The 18455-nt window shown below is 55.5% G+C and carries 12 protein-coding genes and 1 pseudogene; 5 read left to right on the forward strand and 8 right to left on the reverse strand.

The genetic code is table 11. From position 1 onward, the window contains the following. Nucleotides 1-100: 100 nt before the first annotated feature. Nucleotides 101-301 (forward strand): annotated as a pseudogene (locus tag AFK24_RS31675) (competence protein ComEC); the annotation flags it as partial. A gap of 33 nt (nt 302-334) precedes the next feature. On the opposite strand, the gene AFK24_RS31680 reads toward AFK24_RS31675, so the two are convergent. The 8 genes from AFK24_RS31680 to AFK24_RS24255 form a co-directional block, all read right to left on the reverse strand. Further along, nucleotides 335-916 (reverse strand): RBBP9/YdeN family alpha/beta hydrolase, encoded by a 582-nt coding sequence (locus AFK24_RS31680; protein WP_080482282.1) that lies wholly within the window; start codon nt 914-916, stop codon nt 335-337. A 118-nt stretch (nt 917-1034) separates the two neighbouring features. After that, complete coding sequence (locus AFK24_RS24225; protein ID WP_065835637.1) at nt 1035-3185, reverse strand: TonB-dependent receptor; 2151 nt, start codon at nt 3183-3185, stop codon at nt 1035-1037. Nucleotides 3186-3470: 285 nt separating this feature from the next. Then, nucleotides 3471-4028, reverse strand: a complete 558-nt coding sequence (locus tag AFK24_RS24230; RefSeq protein ID WP_065835638.1) for an RBBP9/YdeN family alpha/beta hydrolase — start codon at nt 4026-4028, stop codon at nt 3471-3473. 122 nt (nt 4029-4150) lie between these two features. Then, on the reverse strand, nt 4151-5284 hold the full coding sequence (locus AFK24_RS24235) for a cysteine desulfurase family protein (RefSeq protein WP_430962177.1): 1134 nt from the start codon (nt 5282-5284) through the stop codon (nt 4151-4153). Between the two features lie 54 nt (nt 5285-5338). Continuing rightward, nucleotides 5339-6286 (reverse strand): cysteine synthase A, encoded by a 948-nt coding sequence (cysK, locus tag AFK24_RS24240; RefSeq protein WP_065835978.1) that lies wholly within the window; start codon nt 6284-6286, stop codon nt 5339-5341. A 278-nt stretch (nt 6287-6564) separates the two neighbouring features. Continuing rightward, nucleotides 6565-7548, reverse strand: coding sequence for an aldo/keto reductase (locus tag AFK24_RS24245; RefSeq protein ID WP_065835979.1), 984 nt, complete (start codon nt 7546-7548; stop codon nt 6565-6567). A gap of 898 nt (nt 7549-8446) precedes the next feature. Further along, on the reverse strand, nt 8447-9715 hold the full coding sequence (locus AFK24_RS24250) for a tyrosine-type recombinase/integrase (RefSeq protein ID WP_065835640.1): 1269 nt from the start codon (nt 9713-9715) through the stop codon (nt 8447-8449). A 153-nt stretch (nt 9716-9868) separates the two neighbouring features. Then, complete coding sequence (locus AFK24_RS24255) at nt 9869-10783, reverse strand: LysR family transcriptional regulator (protein WP_065835641.1); 915 nt, start codon at nt 10781-10783, stop codon at nt 9869-9871. 470 nt (nt 10784-11253) lie between these two features. On the opposite strand from AFK24_RS24255, the gene AFK24_RS24260 reads away from it, so the two are divergent. From AFK24_RS24260 to AFK24_RS24275, 4 genes are all read left to right on the forward strand, one after another. Continuing rightward, the gene (locus AFK24_RS24260) at nt 11254-12276 is read left to right on the forward strand and encodes a zinc-dependent alcohol dehydrogenase family protein (RefSeq protein ID WP_065835642.1); all 1023 of its coding nucleotides are present in this window, start codon (nt 11254-11256) and stop codon (nt 12274-12276) included. A 686-nt stretch (nt 12277-12962) separates the two neighbouring features. Further along, nucleotides 12963-14468, forward strand: a complete 1506-nt coding sequence (locus tag AFK24_RS24265) for a hypothetical protein (RefSeq protein WP_065835643.1) — start codon at nt 12963-12965, stop codon at nt 14466-14468. A 103-nt stretch (nt 14469-14571) separates the two neighbouring features. After that, nucleotides 14572-15978 (forward strand): PLP-dependent aminotransferase family protein, encoded by a 1407-nt coding sequence (locus AFK24_RS24270; protein WP_065835644.1) that lies wholly within the window; start codon nt 14572-14574, stop codon nt 15976-15978. A 147-nt stretch (nt 15979-16125) separates the two neighbouring features. Beyond that, nucleotides 16126-18402 (forward strand): ATP-dependent DNA helicase, encoded by a 2277-nt coding sequence (locus AFK24_RS24275; protein ID WP_065835645.1) that lies wholly within the window; start codon nt 16126-16128, stop codon nt 18400-18402. Nucleotides 18403-18455: the final 53 nt, after the last annotated feature.

Consider the following 18455-nt stretch of genomic DNA (forward strand, 5'->3'; position numbering starts at 1 on the left):
TTGGTACTTGGAAGTGCGTCGAGCTGTCAGCAGGTCGATGCCACCCTTAAAACCTTGGCCTCCCTACAACTCACTAGCCATCGCAAAGCAGGAAGTTGCAATGTCGCACATAGAGATCGATTTCATCGGTGTAGAGACCGCGAAAAGCGGTGACGCAATTACCATTCGTTACGAGAAAAATGGAGTTACGGGCGTTCATGTAGTGGACGGAGGGTATGTCGACACTGGAGCTCAGGTCATTGAGCAACTCCGCAAATTTTACGGTACCACCAAGATTGATAACGTAGTCCTAACTCATCCAGACCTTGATCATGCCAACGGTCTGCGGGCAGTGCTAGAGGAGTGCGATGTCGGTAAGCTTTGGCTCAATCGACCTTGGCTCTATGCTGATGAATTGATTGACAGGTTTGCCACCTATACGTCCGTGGATGCGCTTGAGCGAAAGCTCCGATCTGTGTACAGCACCGGCAATTTCGAGGCGAGCGCCCCACGCGTCGGCGAAATGCTGCGCGCGCGGCAAACTCACTTTCGGGTCGTTGGTACTGGCGACCACTACTGTCTTGAACGGCAGTAACTTCAGCGGGAGGGGTGAAAACCCCCTGATGCCTGGCGGGTAATCAGGTGCTTCAATATCGCTCGGAGCGACCAGCAGCGCAGCAAGCACTGGTCCGCTGTAACGCTTGGCCCAATGGGCGACCAGGATAACGGAAAGTGAATGCGCGATCAGAACCACCGGGTCGTCATTTTCGCTTATGACGGCTTGTAATGTGTTTACCCAGTCTTCGAGGTCCGGATTTTGCCATTCCTTTTGCAGTACCCGTTCATAGGACGGGTTGTTATTCTGCCAATGGGTTTGCCAATGACCCTCTCCGGAGTTGCCCCGTCCTGGAAGAATCAGAACGCGTACATCTGTCATCTGTGAATCCTCGCTAAGCTGGTTGAACGACGCGGGTGAGCTCTGCAGGTGTTCCGCGCAGTGTGGGGGGCTTTTGTAGGGGGACGTTTAAATAGTTGGATTTTCCGGTAGTGCGCCGTCAGAAGTCGTAACGAGCGCCGGCGAGCCATGTTCGGGGCGAGTTGTAGTAGTAGCCGAACGCGGAGGGCGTCTCATAAGTTTTGTCTAGAAGGTTTTTTCCCGAAACGAACAGCGTTAGCGATGTTCCTCTAGGGGTGTAGAAAGCGCCGAGGTCGACATAGGTTTGCGCCGGGGTCTCGAAGGTATTTTCAACACCTGTATAAAACTTGCTGGAACGGCGGACGTTCCCGTTCAGGCGGAGATCGCCGCCAGGCACTGAAACGTCGTAAACCGTGTTCAAGTTGTAGGTCATGCGCGGTGCGAATGGGAGCTCGTTGCCGGTGTAGTCGGCGGTCGAAGAGACACCGCCTGGTAAGAACTGGTCAATCCCGGTCCGTAGGTAGGACGCCGAAAAACTGGTCTTCCAGTTGGACGTAATCTGAAAAGAAGACTCCAGCTCGGCACCGTAGGTGTGTGCAGAATCAGCATTGGCGAGCACGCCGCCTATTACGGGCACTCCGTTAAATACTGGATTGCTTAAGCTGGTCTGGTAGTTGTCGTATTTGTTGTAGAACATCGCAATGTTGTTTTGCACGCGATTATTGAATGCCGTGGTTTTTATTCCCCACTCATAGGACGTGACTTCTTCCGGGTCTATCGGGCGTTCAACCAGATCGATGCGGTTCACCGGCGCAGGGTTCCACCCTCCGGAAGTTTCGCCTTTGGCCCAAGTGAGATAGGTGAATACATTCGGGCTAAAGGTGTAATCAAGGATAAGTTTCGGGGTGAGAGAGCTGTTTTTTTCGCTCCAGTTATTGAAGGTAAATCGTTGGGAGAGCAAGTCACCACCGGCATTACTGTTGTAGGCATCGCCGGACAGGATGTGCTCCTCGCGCGAATAGCGAAGCCCGCCTGTAATGCCGAAGGCATCGGTGACCTTGTAGTGCAGTTGGCCGAAAATCCCCTTGCTTTCCTTTTCGTTGCGGGAACTGGTGGCTTGCCAGGCAGGCGCCGTGCCGAGTGCGGTCAAGCGATCAAAATCAAAATTCTCGTGGAAGTAAGTCGCTCCCGTGACAAAATCAAATCGCTCGTACTCACCGAGCAATTGGAACTCCTGGGAGAACTGCCGCTGATTCACCTCCTGATAAAATTTGTTGAATGTGTACGTCTCGCGGCCGTCGCTGTCCCACGGCTGCCCGTCTTTGATTCGACGAAACGCGCTGATCGACTTCAAGGTCAAGTTGTCATTCAACTGGTCGGTGATCTTGAAAGAAATGCCACCGTTGTTCTGATCCGTACGAGTGTCCCAGGAAGCAAGGGTACGATTGTCCTTGAGGTGAGGCGTGAGTGGCGAAGGAACACCATTGTCCGAGTGGTCACTGGCTTCATCGATGGCCAAATCGAAGCGTAGGTTTTCGGATGGGCGGAATAACAGCTTGGCCCGGACTTGATCCGTATCAAAACCGTTGACGTCCTTGTTCAAGGTGTAGTTGTGGGCATAGCCGTCGCTCTTGCGACTGGACACTGCCAGGCTGCCCAGTAACACATCCGGGATTAGCGGCCCGCTGAAATAGCCCTTGGATTCGAAGGTGCCAAAGTTGCCGCCACCCCCTTCGACGAAACCCGTAAACTGGTTACTGGGGTCCTTGCTGATGATTTTGAGCGCGCCTGAGCTGGTGTTTTGTCCATACAGCGTACCCTGAGGGCCCCGCAGAATTTCCACCCGCTCGATATCTGGAAGATTAGAGAACGCATTACCAAATTGTCGGGCGATATAGACGTCATCAAGGTATACCCCGACCGATGGATTGCCAGCTGGGCGGGAATTGCCGATGCCGCGAATAAAGACATATTGTTGATTGATGTATGGGCTCGGTAGGGTAACGCCTGCAGCCTGGCCGGCGAGGTCGGCCAGTGAGTGGACCTGACGTTCCTGCAGTTGGCTCTCTCCAACTGCACTTACCGCTACGGCAGTTTTCTGTAGATCAGTTGTTCGGCGCTCGGCCGTGACCGTTACGGCGGTCAGTGCGACTTCTTTTTTATCTTTTGCGGGCTGCTCGGCTGCGTCATTACCGTTGGTATCTGCTGCTTCGACGATACCGCTGGACAATGCAAATACCGACACCAGCGCCAAATACAACGGCCGGCGGACAAAGGGTACTGCGTTCAAAGGATGACTCCTCATCTCAAACCTCATTCTCAATAATCACAACGGATCAATCGGATGCCGTGCCACTTCCAGCGGCGGGCACGAAAGCAATAAGCCTTCGTGCAATTAACTCCGGCCTACTGGTAGGTGGTACGGAAGAGATGGAAGTGCGCGAGGGAGGACAACGCACTGTGACACTGCGGCAAGTTGTGGGCAGGTTAAACAGAAGTTGGAAGAGTGCGAACTGATATTATCTGCGTTGCTTGCGCGGCAATTGCATATAGGTTTATTACACGCGAGTCCTTTTCAGGCTTGTTCGATAAGGGCTTGTAGCAACGAGTAGCCATAAGGCCAATCGCCCAGCTCAGCGAAGGAGCCGAGGTGTCCAAACGCTCCCGGTACTTGCAGGCTTGAACCCCAATCCGTCGCAAATTGGCGCGCTCGTGCCAACGTTACTCTAGTATCGTTGGTGCTGGTTACAACGGTGCTGGGGAAGGGCAATTTCATTGAGGGCATTGGCGCAAAACCGATTGCGCCGGGCGGATACGAAGGGTCCTCGACATCGCTTGGGGCGACCAGTAGAGCGCCTCTCACGCAGCCATTATAAGGCGGCGCGGCATGGCGCAATGCCCAGTGCGCCACCTGAGCAACCGACAGTGAGTGGGCGACCAGAATCGTCGGAAAATCCTCTTCGGTAATGGCCTGCTCCAAGGTCTCGACCCATTCGTCAATGTGGGGGTTTTCCCAGTCCCGCTGGAGAACTCGGCGGCAGTATGAGTGGCTTCGCTCCCAGAAGCTTTGCCAGTGTTTGTCGCCAGAGTTGCCCCTGCCAGGCAAAATCAGTACGCGTATTTCAGTCTGCATCTCGGACCACCTTTGGCATCAAACGCGCAGGCTATCTGAAGTGCCATGATCCGGCGACAAGCCAAATGGCATAACGAAATAACCCGCAGCGTCATAAGCCTGCCTTGGTCCGGTGTTCGTGATCATGGGACAGGCAAGAGTAGCGCTTCCTCAATCAACTTTGCCGCCCGATCAACTTCCATCTCGGTACTGAATCGGCCCAGACTTAAACGGATGGTACGCAACGCTTCAGCACGCTGAAGGCCAATGCCCAGCAGTACATGGGACGGCTCAGTGATTGCTGAGTTGCATGCAGATGTCGAAGACAGCGCCAGTTCGTTGCTCAGAGAAAAATCCCGGTCGGCGGTCAGGCTCAGTGTGTGCGGTACATGTGTTGTGAGGTTGGCGTTAACACGTATAGGCAGGCGTTTTAGTTTTTTCAATACTCTGTTGCGCAACTCCAGGATGCGAGAGTGCTCCTCAGCCCGTACGTGGCCTGCGATGGCGAATGCTTCCCCCATACCGACAATCTGGTGGGTCGCCAGCGTGCCGGAGCGCAGACCTTGTTCATGTCCGCCTCCATGTATCTGCGCGCTCAATTGAGGCGCTGCGCGAGGGCCAACGAATAGCGCGCCTATGCCTTTAGGGCCATAAGTTTTGTGAGCAGAGAAAGACATCAAATCGACTGCAAGATTCGTTAGATTGATGTCCACTTTGCCCGTTGCCTGGGCTGCATCGACATGGAACAGCGCGCCATGTTCGTTTACGACCTGGCCGATCGCGGCGATATCGGTCACCGCGCCCAGTTCGTTGTTTACCAGCATTAAAGAGACCAGGAATGTATCTGCGCGCAGCGCTTGGATCACCGCCTGAGCAGTGATGGAACCGTCCTGATCGGGCGTCAGGTACGTGACAGAAAATCCTTTTTTTTCTAACTCGGCAAGCGTGTCGAGCACTGCTTTGTGCTCAAGTGGGCTACTGATTATGTGCCCCTTGCTGTCCCATCGAGTGAAGGCGACACCCTTTAAGGCGAGGTTGTTTGATTCGGTCGCGCCCGAGGTCCATATGATCTGCTCGGGACGAGCATTCACTAGTTCTGCGACTTGTTCGCGCGCGCGTTCGACCCTGTCTCTGGCGCGTAGGCCAAACGCATGAGAATTGGAAGCCGGGTTACCGAACGTTCCAGTCCTGCCCAGGCATTCGATCATTCGAGCAATGACACGTTCGTCGACGGGCGTAGTGGCTGCATAGTCAAAATACAGCTGCGCTGTCTTGATGTCGGCGACCTGAGCGGGCCAGATCCACGGGAGAATTTTCGACATGGCTTTTTCTCAGACCTCATCGAACAGGACGGTGGACAGGTAGCGTTCGGCGAAACTTGGGATAATGGTGACGATCACTTTTCCTTCGTTTTCTGGACGCTGCCCTATGATGCGTGCGGCGGCCAGCGCGGCACCGGAACTGATTCCCACTGGTGCCCCCTCGAGCCTGGCAATTTGTCGCGCTGTATTGAGTGCATCTTCATCGTCGATGGCGAGGATTTCGTCGATCACCTGCAAATTAAGGATTTTCGACAAAAAACCAGAACCGATGCCCTGAATTTTGTGTGGTCCGGGCCTGCCACCCGACAGCACGGCACTACCCGAGGGCTCTACACCAATAATTTGGATCGAGGGTTTGTAGGCCTTCAGGACTTCGCCCACTCCGGTAATAGTGCCGCCGGTGCCGATCCCAGCCACCACTATATCGACCTCACCCGCGGTGTCTGTCCAGATTTCTTCAGCGGTCGTGATCTTGTGAATAGCAGGGTTGGCAGGGTTCTCGAACTGCTGGAGCACTACTGAGTTGGGAATCTCTTTCTGTAATTCATGAGCCCTTGCAATTGCACCACTCATACTTTGGCCGGCAGGCGTCAGTTCCAGTTCCGCGCCCAGGAATCGAAGCATTTTGCGCCGCTCCTCGGACATACTTTCCGGCATGCATAGGATCAGCCGGTAGCCCCTGGCAGCAGCAATAAAGGCCAGAGCAATGCCGGTATTGCCAGAGGTTGGCTCAATAATGGTTGAACCCGGCTGGATACGCCCGGATTGTTCTGCGTCGTTTATAAGTGCAAGACCCAGGCGATCTTTAACTGAAGAAAGTGGATTGAAGAACTCGAGCTTGCCTAATAATTGAACAGGGATATCCGACTCGGCTGCGAAGCGGTTGAAGCGCACCAGCGGAGTTGCTCCGATGGTATCTATAATACTGTCGTAAACTTTACCTCTGAATGTTGACATGTGTCCTCGCAAATATTTATTCATACAGTTAGTGCCCGCACGCCACTACGAGCGATTCAAGGTGGAAAACTACCGACATAGGAAATCAATGCAAAACGAAAAAAATGGCGAAGCTTAGATGGCGAGCGGGATAGGGCGGTCAAACACGCAACACGGGATAGGTGTGTTGGATCGCCCGGTTATCTGAAAGGCATATAAGTGGCTGAGTGCATTGTGTACAACCGGAACACCCCCAGATGCTTGCTCGCAAGTCGGCAGCGTCGATGACAGAACTTGTCTTACGCAAAACCTGACACTTGGTGCGGCACGTAGTCCTGCTGCAGGCGCTGAGTTTCTTCTTGAGTGAGTATCAGCGATGTCGCAGCTACAGCATCAGTCAGGTGATGCGGCTTTCTAGCCCCTACAATTGGAGCAGTAATCCCCGCTGACTGCGCGACCCAAGCCAGTGCGACTTGGGCTCGAGGTACGCCGCGTGCTGAAGCCACATCCGCCACGGCTTCGACTATCTTACGATCTGACTCAGCCGTTTGCGGGAGATATAAGGTTTTGCCGAATTCGTCATCGTCGTATCGAATGCTGCCTTCATTCCAGTCACGCGTCAGAAGCCCCCTCGCCAATGGGCTCCAAGGTAGAACAGCAATACCCTGATCACGGCACAGGGGTAACATTTCCCGCTCCTCTTCTCGATTGATCAAGTTCAGATGGTTTTGCATTGAAACAAAACTTGCCCAGCCATTGGATTTCGAGGTGTGTAACGCTTTGGCGAATTGCCAGGCGAACATCGAAGATGCCCCGATATACAACGCTTTGCCCGCTTTCACGATATCGTGTAGAGCTTCTAGCGTTTCTTCGATTGGTGTTTGATAGTCCCAGCGGTGGATTTGATAAAGGTCAATGTAATCGGTACCTAAACGACGCAAGCTGTTATCGATTTCGGTGAAAATTGCCTTGCGCGAGAGACCTCCGATATTGGGGGCTTGACGCGACGCTGAAAAGACTTTGGTGGCGATGACAACCTCGTCACGCTTCGCAAAATCACGCAGTGCTTTTCCGACGATTTCCTCGGAAGTGCCGTCGGAGTAACCATTGGCCGTATCAAAAAAATTAATACCAAGCTCAAGAGCGTGTTTAATCAGCGGGCGGCTACTTTCTTCGTCCAGGGTCCATGAGTGTTTGCCTCGCTCAGGGCTCCCGAAGCTCATGCAGCCTACGACGACAGATGAAACCTTTAACCCTGTGTTACCCAGTGATTTATAGATCATGGAATAGTGTGCCTCGAAGATCTTAATATTTTGGTAGATCACTACTTGGGGCGATCTTAGGCTGGGAGTGATAAAATAGAATATCAAACTGGAAATGTATCCTGCTTGTGTACGTCGCCCACATTGTGCACCCGCAGGTAACTACTAGTTACAAGCTGGTTGAATAGTAGGTTTTCCGACTGGCGATCTGAAGCGATAAAAACGGCTAAGCATAGGTGGAATACAAGCTTTTCAGGAGGCTAAACGTTGCAATACTTCTTACATACGATACTGAACTCACGCCGCGCCCAGTGCCTTCTATTCAGGAAAGTGCATTGCCAAAAAATAAGCAATGCAGTGAGTAAGGCAGGTCTAAAATCTATACTCCTCTTGAACCTGCTGAGCGATAAACTTCTGCATGTGCTCAGAAAGCTGATTTGCAGCTTCGACGATGGCCCAGCACCGGCAGCAGCATGCTGAAGGTTAGCGCTTAAACACTCGTTAATCCTTTACGAGGCGTTCGGCGAAACCATGATGCATTTGTACCAGGCCTACTCCAGCACAGGCTTCGACTCTGCAGTGATGTAGATACCAACCTGACCATCAGTAAAACAAATTTCAGCGACAGCGTACTCTCAGTCGATAGGGACCCCTGCCAACCGGCAATGCATCGCCCAGTATAGCGAGCTGTTCGGCCACTATCAGGTCACTGGCATCTGCTGGACGGCGATGTACCTCAGGTCTTTTCGTTCGACAGGTCAAAAACTACCGCAGGGCCTACACACTCAACTGTATCGACGGGCTGTCCCTGGCGGCCTCGTCCACGGACGGCCAGTTTTGGCTCTTCCTCTCTTACTGGGTGGAAAAACAGAAATGCCTGTCACCCGGTCTAATCTCCTGATTTGTATTCGCTGTATCATCAATCTGTGGTTATTCGCGCAGCGTTTTGCCGCAACTGATCTAAATAGTCAGCCCATTGCTGAGCAGCCTCCCGGCGCTGCACCAGCAGTTGCGCGCGCGCATATACAGCTCCAAGAGCTCCTGGCATTCGGTGAGATAACGAAAGTTCGAGCACGATTGGATCGATACCCAAGTGCTCGTGGGCAATGGTTCTGTAGGTGGCGCGAAAGCCGTGAGCAGTGATGTCGTACTCCGGCCAAATACGCTGAAATGACTTGAGCATGGAGGTTGGGTTTATGGGACGTCCCGGATAGACCGGCGAGACGAATACCCAGCCTTTGCCTTCTTCATCCACCACGCGGGTTTTATGGAGCTCGCGTAACAGAACCAAGGCTTGCTCAGGCAACGGCACGATGTGTTTGCTCTTGTCCAGATGCTTGGTCTTGCTCACCACATAACGCCAATCGGCGCCCACCAAGTCGACATCTTCCCAGCGCATCTGCACCAGCTCGCCTGGTCGGACAGGCAACATGACCAGCAGGCGCATTGCGGCGGCAACGCTGCCGTCGTTGCAGTCATCAAGGCGTATAAGAAACCTGCCCAGGTCGGCTGGCCTTTCGATTGCCGGGTTGCTGGTCACGACATGGCGGATCTTCAACTCCTCAATGTTGCTGAGCGCCACGTTGCGTTCCACCCAGCCGCGCCCTTCAGCAAAGCCCAGAACGGCACGTATGATGGTACGTACGCGCCGGGCCATGGCCATTGTGCGCTGGCGGCGCAACTCCGTAATGATTGTGGTGATGTGCTCGAGCTTGATCTCGCTGACCGGTTTTTTACCGATCGCGGGCAAGATGTGGTTGTTCAGCGCTCCGTTAAATCCCGAGATGGATTTGGGCACCAGTTCGGCAGACTTGAACGCCAACCATTGCTTGGCTACGTATTCGAAGGTGCGCACCTCGTTGAGCAGGTGTGCTTCGATCTTGGCGGTCTTGGCCTTGAGCGGCGCGGTGTGGTTAGCCACGTCGCGGCGTGCGCCGCGGGCAATGTCGCGCGCGTCCTTCAGGCCGATTTCGGGGTAAGCGCCGATGGAGAAGCGGTTTTCCTTGCCATGCAGCCGATACTTCAATCGCCAAACCTTGGAAGGGGGTTTGCCGACCTTGCTCGACGCCCTTACCTCCAAGTAGAGCCCAGGGACTTCGCCATCGGCGTGTTTGCCGGGTTCGGTCAGCGAGCGGATCAAGGCATCGCTGAGTTTGCGTTTGAAAACAACCGCATTATCTGGGGGCATCGGTGGGGGCATCCTTTTTAAGGAACCGAGATTTGCCCCCAATTATGCCCCCGTGAGTCGTGGAATCCATTGGATTTAGACAGGCGGCAGTAGACTCAGGTTATCAATAACTCGTTGTTATAAAACGGTTTTATGGAATTTAGTGGAATTCCATTAGAGGCTATCGGGGTCCCCAAAAAACATCTGAATCCTCGAGCGCAGCCATCGCTCACCGGGATCGTTGTCTTGTGAACCGCGCCAGGCCATATGCAGCTCGAACGTCTGCGTCTCGATTGGCAATTCCTCGGCCCGCACTCCGCCTGCCGCAGTCAACACTGCGGCGGCATAATCCGGCACGGTGGCGATGATGTCGGTGCCCGCCAGCAATGTTGCCAGGCCATTGAACTGCGGGACCGCCAGCACGACATGCCGTTTGCAGCCGATCTTTTCCAGGACGCCATCGATGAAACCACTCAAGTCCCCGGCGAACGACACAAGTGCGTGCGGACGCGAGCAGAAATCATCCAGGCTCAACGCACCAGGCATTGAGTCGGCGCGCAGCAACATAGGCTTGCTGCGGCGCAGCACCTTGCGCTTGGCGTTGGCGGGCAGGTCGTTGGTGTAGCTGACGCCGATGGAAATCTCGCCGGAGGCCAGCAACGCCGGCATCAATATATAGTTGACGCGACGTACCACCAGCACGATGCCGGGCGCTTCGGAGCGCAACCGCTTGAGCAGCGCAGGCAGCAAGGCGAATTCCGCATCGTCGGAGAGCCCAATGCGAAAAACGGCGGTGCTGGTTGCGGGATCGAACTCGGAAGCGCGGCTGACTGCGGTGGAAATCGAATCCAGGGCAGGCGAGAGCAGTCCGAAGATTTCCGTCGCTCGGGCGGTTGGCTCCATGCTGCGGCCGGTGCGTACGAACAGCGGATCGTCAAACAGCCCGCGCAGCCGTGACAGGGCGGCGCTGATTGCCGGTTGGCCGAGAAACAACTTCTCTGCGGCGCGTGTCACGCTGCGTTCATGCATCAGGGTTTCGAAAACGATCAGCAAATTGAGGTCGACGCGACGCAGGTCGTTGCGATTCATGGCAGGTGATCTCGGGACATTTGTCGAAGCAGTGGGCAGCCAGCAGAAAGCCGGTGTGTTCAACGCTGGCGTGAATAGTACGAGCAAATACGCGGTTTGCGCATGCATAAATTCATCGCGAGATCAGATACCTGCATCCAGAGTCGCTAATCAGCCTGAGATTCATTGAACGTCCGGGAGCACCGATGACCAAAGATTTACCGGGTCAGGGTCGAACCTTGGGGTTTGTCGGCGATGGCTCGTCGGACGGCGGAAGATGAAACATTCCATGGGTTGCAATGTACGTGCGACATGCGAACAATGGCCGCCCATGACCACATAGGCAGTCTGTGATTGTCTCAAGGCGATAAGCCTACGGAATGTGATGACAATCGATGACAGACATGTCGACTATTAATAGCCACTGATAGTGTTCCCGGCAGCGCCCGGATAGAGTTCATGGCATCAAGGTTCATTAGGCGAGGTTCGAAATGTCCCGCACGATTCGTTTTCATCAGTTTGGCCCAGCAGAGGTGCTCAAGATCGAAGAGCATCCTGCCGCGTTGCCTGGACCCGGTGAGGTACAAGTACGTGTCCAGGCGATAGGCATCAGCTGGTATGACGTCCTCTGGCGGCAAAACCTGGCGTCTTCCCAGGCGCGACTTCCGGCGGGCATGGGCCATGAAATGGCTGGCGTTGTCACCGCACTGGGTGAAGGCGTCGACGATTTTGCTGTGGGCGACAACGTTGCCAGCTTCCCGGCGGCAGACCCAAACCAGCATCCGGTTTACGGCGAGGTTGTGGTGCTGCCACAGTCTGCGTTGACCCGTTACCCGGACGTGCTGACGCCACTGCAGGCCAGCGTGCATTACACGCCGCTGCTGGTTGCCTATTTTGCCTACATGGACCTGGCGCGTATCAAGCCTGGGCAGACCGCTCTGGTGACTGATGCCAGCCACTGCGCCGGCCCGGCGTTTGTCCAGTTGGGCAAGGCATTGGGGGTGCGAGTGATCGCTGCCACCAAGACTGACGATGCACGGGATTACCTGCTGTCACTGGGGGCCGATAAAGTCGTGGTCACCGAAGAGCAGGATCTGCTGATGGCGATCAACAAGTACACTGAAAATCGTGGCGTCGATGTTGTGCTCGACGGTCTCGGCGGTCCGCAGATGTCAATCATGGGCGACGTCCTGGCACCACGCGGCAGTCTGGTGCTGTATGGTTTGCAAGGCGGCAACCAGACTCCATTTCCGGCGTGTGCTGCGTTCCAGAAAAATATTCAGTTCTTCGTGCATTGCCTCGGCAACTTTACCGGCAAGCCTGAACTGGGCATCACTCAGGATGAAGCAGCGTTGCAACGCGCACTGCGCGACATCAATCAGTTGACCGCAGATCGCGTGCTGGTGCCGCTCAAGATGCGCGTGTTTCCATTCAGCGAAGTGGTCCAGGCTCACCGTTATATGGATGGCTGCCCAATTGGCGGGCGAGCGGTACTCGAAGTGGAGCCTGTCTGATCAACGCCTGAGAAGTGCTGCCGCAGCACTTCTGTCTCCTCGACGCCTCCAGCCAGGCGTCGACGCATTTAACCCCTCGCCACGCCTTCAACTTCATTCCTTGTTCGGCTTTCGACTTTTCAGCATTCGGCATATAAATCATCTGCGCGTTATAGCTGCAAGCGCTAAGTGTGGTTGATTGAATAGTTGAGCCCGCGGCATTTAATGAGCTTCAATTTGAAATGCCGCTATTTGACAAAAAAAAGAATAAACATGACTGGGTGTTTCTCGGAAACATCGACGGGGCGGGTTTAATATCACCTCCGTTTCGAGGGTTTATAACCGGGCACGCGTCCGTGATGCTTGCTGTGACACTCACCCCTGTCTTACGCCTGTACCGGAAATCTCCGTGCGGGCTGCGAAAATCCTTGCGCTGCGGGCTTGGCAGGGGAAACCGAACTCGGAAAATACATCTATTTACACGGCAGAATTAAACTAACCTGTTTAACTGTTTATGTTTAAATCGCTTAAGGTGAGCCGTGTTTTGCGACTTATCTGTACCTTGTAATTGGTGGATTAATATTGATAATAGTTGGGTAATTATTACTCAGGGAATGAGTCATGGTCGATTATTCATCCAGACGGCTGCTCGATGTAAATTCAATCTGCACACCCTCGCGCGCCGATACGCAGGCAGGTGAAACACGATGAGTTCTATACACGAGCAAGCGATGAGTTATGTGTATCAGCAAGTGTTGCAACGCTTGTTGGGTCACTTTACCCGCGCCGAGCGGACCGCCTTGCAGTTATTGATTCAACGTTTGATCGTGGCCGCAGGCGGCATTGAGCGTATTGCCAGCTTCAAGGTCATGGTCGCATTCAGCGGTGGCAAGGACAGTGCGTACACCGTCGCCTTCCTGCGGGCTGCGCAGCTAAGCATTGCCGGCAGATCCCCCGGGACATTCAATCTGCGCATCGCCACCATGCGTCATGCAGGCATGACCCCCGCCGTCATGGGCAACATTCAGCGCACCTACTCGGGACTCTTTCTCCACGACGATCCCCGGGTCGAATTGCTGGTGGTGGATAACCAGTATGTACAGATATTCGAGCCGGAGCTGCCGTTCTCCCAGGCAGGGCGCGAACAAAACCGCTCGGACATGCTGCTGAGCGGGCATTTGTCGGCAGGGGACGGCCGCACCACGTTCTGCAATAGCTGCTATTTGGGGATCGCGGAGTTTTTCGGGCGTGCCGCCGCCTGGGGCACTGGCGTCGATGCGCTGGTCAGTGGCGATTCGCGCAAGGAACAAAAGCAATATATCGCCTGGATCATGCGTCTGGTGCCACGCAACGCGCAGCGTTTCAGTGATTGGGGCAATCAGAATTTCAACGGCGTGCTGCGCACAATCGACAGCATTGGCCAGGCGTACTATCAGGAACTGTACGGCGATGGCAGCGAAATGGCTGGCCGCGTCGTTCGCCCATTGGGTTTTCCGAACAAATCCGTCGTGCCGTCGTACATCACCATTTCTGATCTCATGCACAGCAACGTGGAAGAACACTGGAACCTGCTCACCGAGTTTCTCGGCTTTCGTTTCGATGACCTGGCGTTCAGCTTCAGTGAATCAGACTGTGCCAATCCGTTGCTGATGGCGCATATGCGCGGCCTCAAAGCCCAATATGTGCAAGGACGCGCCTATGCCGATGGCATTGCCGAATACCTCGAACTGGCCAAGGCAATGATGCGCAGGAAACAAATGCCTCAGCGTCTGATCGATCAGGCGTTGGGCGCGTACGTCGGCGAGACGCGCTTGCAGGCGCGGCGGGAGCTGGCGGCAGCCTTTGCTCTGGAAGGGTTCGGCCTGAATGAAGCACAACTGGTGTGCCTGCTTTTTTCACCCTTCGTCGATGAAGGGCGAGAGTTGGAGATCTTCCTGCGCCGTTGTCATCCAGGAATGCTGGTTGCGCTGCCGGACCTGCATAAGGCTCTGGCAGGAATGACCGCACCCGAGCAAGTGACTCAGTGGTTGATCGATATCAGCGGCCTGAGCATCAAAGGCCTGCAGAACCTCTATCTCAAGCAGCGTGTTGATTTCAGCCAGCAACACTCGATCATTGCCCGGGTGCGCGCCGCCGATCCTGATAAACGAAAGATTTCGACGGTCGACTCGGTCACCGGTGAAGCGGTTACGGAAATGATATCCGGGCGCTGATCCATCTTCCGTCTCGGAGCTACGTGGCCGGCGCCATGTCAGGCATATCATCAGTCAACAAGAAATTTGGCCCCAGCGTTTTGCGCATGGACCGGTGCCGCTCATGAAAACTAAACCTGATTTCGCCTATCACACGGTGTATCGCTATCTTGTCGGGCTGATCAATGACGCTCCGAGCGATACGGCAACCCGGCTCCCTTCATTGCGTCAGCTGGCGCTGCGTTTGAAGGTGTCGATTTCGACGGTGCAAAATGCCTATTCGATACTGGAAAAGGAAGGCCGGGTCTGCCCTGTGCCTAAATCCGGTTACTTTGCGCAACCCAATGGCTGCGGCGACTGCTCGCAAGGCCGTTCGGACGGATCGCAAAGCCTTCTGGAAACCCTCTACAACAGCGCGCGCCGCCCCGGAATGCTGGTGCTCGGCAACGATCAGCCTACCCAGGTGCAGTCGTTGGAAAGTCCGCTTTTGTTGATTGAGCGCGAACTGGTCCGGCAGTATCCCGGGCCACTGGATCCGAACTTCCAACCATTTGGCGATGTGGAACTGCGGTCTGCATTGGCGGCTCATTACACGGTATCGACGCAGCGCAGCTGGCTTCCGGAAGATGCCTTTGTCGGACCAGACCTGTTGGCCATGATGAAGGTTGTGCTTGAAACCCTGGCGCTGCGCGGCAGCACGGTTCTGGTTGAGTCACCCTGCACCTGGACGCTTCTGCGCCTGTTGCAGTCATTCAACATCCGGGTCATCGAGTTGCCCGTGGATCAGGCAGGGTGTATCAACGTCCCGGCGCTGGATCAGGCGTTGCTCACCGAAGGTATAGGCCTGGCCCTATTGCCGTCGTTTCTCAATGCGGTCCGTGGCAGTGCCCTTGCCGCCGAGAATCGCCAGGCGGTTGCGGATCTGTTGAACCGTTACCGAATCTGGGTGCTGGAGAACGACAGTCATGGCGAGCTCAGCTTCGAGACACCCCACAGTCGGTTGCGCAACCTGATCGACCCCGAGCGGCTGTTGATCATTGGCTCATTCGAAAAAATCCTTGGCGCCGAAGCACCTTATGGCTACTTGCTGGGCAAGTTTTTCAATCCGCAATGGCAGCAATACTTCCTGTTGCAGGCATTCAACCTGCCGCCGATCCGGCAGAAGGCTATTGCGCGGCTCTACAGCAGCGGGCGTCTGGATCTGCATCTGGTAGAACTGCGCCGGTTGCTGGAGCAGCGAATGTTAGCCATGACTTTGCTGATTGACCGTCATCTGGGACGCTTGCTGCAGTATGAAATGCCACAGGGCGGGGCAGTAATCTGGGCCGAAAGCGTGTCTTGCGTGGACATGCGCCAGGTATTTGACCAGTTGTTGCAGGAGCGTATCGTCATCGCTCCGGGCGAGCTGTTCAGCCTGCAGGGTTTGCATCGGCAGAACCTGCGCATCAGCTATGCCATAGGTGAACATTTGCCCATCGAGACCACGCTCGCGACCTTGCGCCGGGCGTTGTCCGAGGCACGATGCGCTTGAGGCCGGCGACAATCGGGCCGTCGATCCATTTAGATTTGCCAGACCCGCGACAGACTGTTATCTGTACAACCATCCAGTACCGGCAATCGATGGTTCGTCCCTGCAGTGACTTCAGCTCCTACTTTAATCCCCCTCAGCGAAGCGCTCGTGCCGGATGGCGCGGACGCCTCGGTCTATGTCGTGGCGGTCCGCGCGCTGTGCGAGTTTACGGCGAAGGCCGGTGACCTCGACCTGCGCTTCACCCCGGCGCCAACTGCTCTGCAGGGCATTGCCGGGCATCGTACCGTTGCCGCGCGGCGCGGCCCGGATTACCAGACTGAAGTGGCGCTTTCCGGCGAGTACCAGCAATTAAAAGTCCGGGGCAGGGCGGACGGTTATGACCCGCAGCGCAATCAGCTTGAAGAGGTGAAGACTTACCGTGGCGACTTTGCCGCCATTCCCGACAACCATCGGCAATTGCATTGGGCCCAGGCAAAGATTTACGGTTGGCTGCTGTGCCAGCAATTGCAATTGAGTGAAGTGAATCTGGCGCTGGTGTACTTCAACATCATCAGCGAAGAGGAGACCTTGATTTGTGAACGGCATACGGCTGAAGAGCTGCGGGCATTTTTCGACAAGCACTGCGGGATATTCCTGCAGTGGGCGCGTCAGGAATTGGCTCACAGCCACCAACGCAATGACGTGCTACGCGGCTTGAAATTTCCCCACGCGGGCTTTCGTATTGGCCAGCGGCATCTGGCCGAGTCCGTCTACAAAGCGGTCAGCACTGGCCGTTGTCTGATGGCTCAGGCGCCCACCGGCATCGGCAAGACCATCGGTACCTTGTTTCCCATGCTCAAGGCGGCGCCCAGCCAGCAGCTCGACAAACTATTCTTCCTGACCGCCAAAACACCAGGGCGCAAGCTGGCTCTGGACGCTCTGGGGGTGATCAGGCACAGCGCGCCGGAGCTTGAATTGCGCGTGCTGGAGCTGGTGGCTCGGGACAAGGCCTGCGAACACCTGGACAAAGCCTGCAATGGCGACTCTTGTCCGCTGGCCCGCGGCTTTTATGACCGTCTGCCCGCAGCGCGCAGCGCGGCATTGACTGCACCGTGGCTGGATCAGGCGGGTTTGCGTCAGGTAGCGCTTGAGTATCAAGTGTGTCCGTACTACCTCAGCCAGGAAATGGCGCGCTGGTCGGACGTGGTGATCGCCGACTATAACTATTATTTCGACCTGAGTGCCTTGCTGTTCGGCCTGGCGCAGTTCAATCAATGGCGCGTCGCGGTGTTGGTGGACGAAGCGCACAACATGGTCGAGCGCGCCCGGCAGATGTACAGCGCCAGCCTTGATCAGCAGAGCATGAACGCCATCCGCGACGTTGCGCCCGCGCCCTTGAAAAACTCCCTGCAACGCCTGAATCGCGACTGGAATGCGCTGCATAAAGAGCAGATCGCGGCGTATCAAGCCTATCCCGGCACGCCGGGCAAGCTGCTGCAAAGTCTCAACCTGTGCGTAACGGCGATGGGGGATTACTTCAATGAGCATCCCGACGCCGTTGATGGGCCCCTGCAAAGTTTTTACTTCGAAGCAATAGCCTTTGTGCGGATTGCTGAACTGTTCGATGAGCATTTCATCTTCGACATCAGCAAGCGCGAATCAAGGGGCAAGCGCAGCAGTTTGTCGCGGCTCTGCCTGCGCAACGTGGTGCCAGCAAATTTCATCCGCCCGCGATTGACCGCAGCGCGTAGCAGCGTGCTGTTTTCCGCCACCCTCAGCCCTCGGCACTATTACGCCGACATGCTCGGCTTACCCGTCGATACAGCATGGATCGATGTCGAATCGCCCTTCAATCGCCAGCAGCTGGACGTGCGCATCGTCAGCCAGATATCTACCCGTTTCACCCATCGCCAGGCCTCGCTGGCCCCCATCGTCGAGTTGATGGCCGAACAGTTTGCAGCGCGACCAGGCAATTATCTGGCTTTCTTCAGCAGCTTTGATTATTTGCAACAAGTCGCGCAGTTGATGCAGGCCCGACATCCGCAGGTGCCGATCTGGCAGCAGGCGCGCGGCATGAGCGAGGCTGATCGTCACGGCTTTCTTGCGCGTTTTACCCTTGAAAGCCAGGGCATTGGCTTTGCGGTGCTGGGCGGTGCATTCGGCGAGGGGATCGATTTGCCCGGTGCGCGGTTGATCGGGGCGTTCATTGCCACGTTGGGCCTGGCCCAGCTCAATCCGGTCAACGAACAACTTAAACAGCGCATGGCCGCGCTGTTTGGCGCAGGCTACGATTACACCTACCTTTATCCGGGCCTGCAAAAAGTCGTGCAGGCCGCTGGCCGGGTGATCCGCAGTCAGGAGGACCGTGGTGTAGTGATGCTGATCGACGACCGTTTCGCCGAGCGCAAGGTGCAACAGTTGTTGCCCAAATGGTGGCAGCTTTGATGCTCAAGGGTTTAGGGATCGATAGCCGAGCGCAATGGTCAAACTGCCAGTAA

It is taken from the genome of Pseudomonas syringae, assembly GCF_001698815.1.
Classification (GTDB): Bacteria; Pseudomonadota; Gammaproteobacteria; order Pseudomonadales; family Pseudomonadaceae; genus Aquipseudomonas; species Aquipseudomonas syringae_A.

Bases quoted from the DNA above. Each gene is read 5' to 3' on its own strand.
- AFK24_RS24250 (WP_065835640.1), bottom strand. From the start codon at position 9,715: ATGCCCCCAGATAATGCGGTTGTTTTCAAACGCAAACTCAGCGATGCC.
- AFK24_RS24265 (WP_065835643.1), top strand. From the start codon at position 12,963: ATGAGTTCTATACACGAGCAAGCGATGAGTTATGTGTATCAGCAAGTG.
- AFK24_RS24245 (WP_065835979.1), bottom strand. From the start codon at position 7,548: ATGATCTATAAATCACTGGGTAACACAGGGTTAAAGGTTTCATCTGTC.
- AFK24_RS24230 (WP_065835638.1), bottom strand. From the start codon at position 4,028: ATGCAGACTGAAATACGCGTACTGATTTTGCCTGGCAGGGGCAACTCT.
- cysK (WP_065835978.1), bottom strand. From the start codon at position 6,286: ATGTCAACATTCAGAGGTAAAGTTTACGACAGTATTATAGATACCATC.
- AFK24_RS24255 (WP_065835641.1), bottom strand. From the start codon at position 10,783: ATGAATCGCAACGACCTGCGTCGCGTCGACCTCAATTTGCTGATCGTT.
- AFK24_RS31680 (WP_080482282.1), bottom strand. From the start codon at position 916: ATGACAGATGTACGCGTTCTGATTCTTCCAGGACGGGGCAACTCCGGA.
- AFK24_RS24260 (WP_065835642.1), top strand. From the start codon at position 11,254: ATGTCCCGCACGATTCGTTTTCATCAGTTTGGCCCAGCAGAGGTGCTC.
- AFK24_RS24270 (WP_065835644.1), top strand. From the start codon at position 14,572: ATGAAAACTAAACCTGATTTCGCCTATCACACGGTGTATCGCTATCTT.